Source organism: Candidatus Cloacimonadota bacterium, from assembly GCA_011372345.1.
Taxonomy (GTDB): Bacteria; Cloacimonadota; Cloacimonadia; order Cloacimonadales; family TCS61; genus DRTC01.
In genome coordinates, this window is record DRTC01000387.1 from 1 (window position 1) to 2,220 (window position 2,220).

The 2,220-nt window shown below is 34.4% G+C and carries 2 protein-coding genes; both read left to right on the forward strand.

The window, feature by feature from the left end; genetic code table 11:
• Positions 1 to 149: 149 nt before the first annotated feature.
• Complete coding sequence (locus ENL20_07600) at positions 150 to 506, forward strand: four helix bundle protein (GenBank protein ID HHE38424.1); 357 nt, start codon at positions 150 to 152, stop codon at positions 504 to 506.
• A gap of 42 nt (positions 507 to 548) precedes the next feature.
• Entirely contained in the window at positions 549 to 1,928 is a 1,380-nt protein-coding gene (locus ENL20_07605) for a sigma-54-dependent Fis family transcriptional regulator (protein ID HHE38425.1), read from the forward strand.
• Positions 1,929 to 2,220 lie beyond the last annotated feature (292 nt).

Consider the following 2,220-nt stretch of genomic DNA (forward strand, 5'->3'; position numbering starts at 1 on the left):
AGCGTCGAGAGCGAATTCGGGAAGTTTACAAAAATGAAAATAAAACTTCCGAGAATATGAAAGATGTAGGTGGGAAGTAGGAGATAAGAAGTAGGAAATAGGAAATAGGAAATAGGGATTAGGAAAAATAAAAAGAATTGGAAGATATTATGATTGAAAGATTTGAGGATTTTATTGTTTGGAAGAAAGCGATGCGATTGGCTGTAGAGATTTATAAGAATCTCAAAGATTGTAAAGATTTTGGTTTTAGAGATCAGATTCAAAGAGCAGGAGTTTCTGTTCCTTCCAATATAGCGGAAGGATTTGAACGACAATATAACAAAGAAAAGATTCAATTTTACTATATTGCAAAGGGCTCTTGTGGTGAACTAAGAACACAATTGTATCTTGCTAAAGAATTGAATTATCAAAAAGATGACATCGTCAATGACTTAATTTCAAAATCAAATGAAGTCTCTGCAATGTTGTATAAACTAATTGTTTCAAGAAAGGAGAAATTCGCTTGAAAAACTTATCCTATTTCCTATTTCCCTTATTTTGGAGTTATTATGACAAATTTAAATATCCTCATCCTCGATGATGAACCAGGCATCAGGAATGAACTGAAAGATTTTTTTGATCTTTATGATTATAATGTTTTTACAGCGGAAATTCCCTCAAAAGCATTTCTCATATTAGAGAAGAATCATATTGATGTTTTGATACTTGATATCCAGCTTCCGGAAATGAATGGAATTGAGGTCTTGAAGAAAGTTAAAAACGAACATCCGGAAATCGAAGTTATTATGATCACAGGTCACGGAGATCAGGATTGCATTATTGAATCTTTACGGTTTGGAGCATTTGATTTTTTTAAGAAACCATTCCGCACGCTTGAGATCAAAAGTGCGATCGAACGAACTCAAAAATTTCTCGAATTATCTAAAAAATTGAAAGGAGTTAAACAAAAATTTTCTTTAATTTCAAAGGAACTTCAGGAGCAAATGGGTTCTGCGATCATCGGGAAAAGTATGGAAATGAAGTCTGTGATCGAATTGATCTCCAAAGTTGCCCGATATGACGATACTTCCGTTCTTATTACCGGAGAAAGTGGAACAGGGAAAGAACTAGTTGCCAGAAGCATTCATCTTTTAAGTAATCGAAAAAACACATATTTCTATCCTGTAAATTGTTCGGCAGTTCCGGAACATCTTTTTGAAAGCGAATTCTTCGGTCATAAAAAAGGAGCTTTTACCGGTGCTACTGAAGATAAAGCAGGTTGGTTCGAGATTGCTGATAAAGGAACATTATTTCTCGATGAGATAGGAGATATGCCTTTGACTCAGCAAATCAAATTCCTGCGAGTGCTCGAAGATAAAAAAGTTCGCAGGATCGGTTCTCACAAAGAAATTGAAGTCGATGTCAGAATAATTTCCGCAACTAACCAGGATATTGAAAAATCAGTTAATGAAAATAAATTCAGGAATGATCTTTTGCATAGATTGAATTCTTTTGTGATCGATATTCCTCCACTTCGCAAAAGAAAAGGTGATATTCCTCTCTTGATCGAACATTATGCGAAATTCTTTTCAGAAAAAATGAGAATCCCAATTACACAAATTGAAAATGATGTTTATGATTCTTTTTCAGATTATGAATTCAGAGGAAATGTCAGGGAATTGAAAAACTTAATAGAACGAGCTGTAATTCTTTCGGAAAAGGGAATTATCAGTAGAAAGCATTTACCAAAACTTAAAATCGGAAACAAACATATAATATCTGAACCAACTGAAAATGAAGAAAATCTCGATCTTGCTCTCGCTGAAAAAAAACTAATTCTTAAAGCACTTTCCAAAGCAAAAAACAACAAATCAAAAGCTGCGGAGCTTCTGAATATTTCCTGGTATGCTTTGAATCGAAAAATGAAGAAATATGAAATAGAAATGTAATTCGGAACTTGTTCCGAAACAATAGAAACGGTAAAAAGGGAAAAAAGGGATTAAAAAACCTTCAAGGTTTTTGAAACCTTGAAGGTTTGTATTGCAAATTACTTCTTGATCTTCCCTTTAGCTTTCCGAATTTTAGAAGGAACAATTTCTTTGGGGGAAACTTCGGAAGGTTGTTCAGTATCACCACCATCTCGGTGGTTTTTTGTTTTTCTCTCCCATTAGGACGACGGGGTTACATTTCTTTTCTCGTGAATGGAATCACGAGCCACATCCGTCGAAGCAACAACACGAT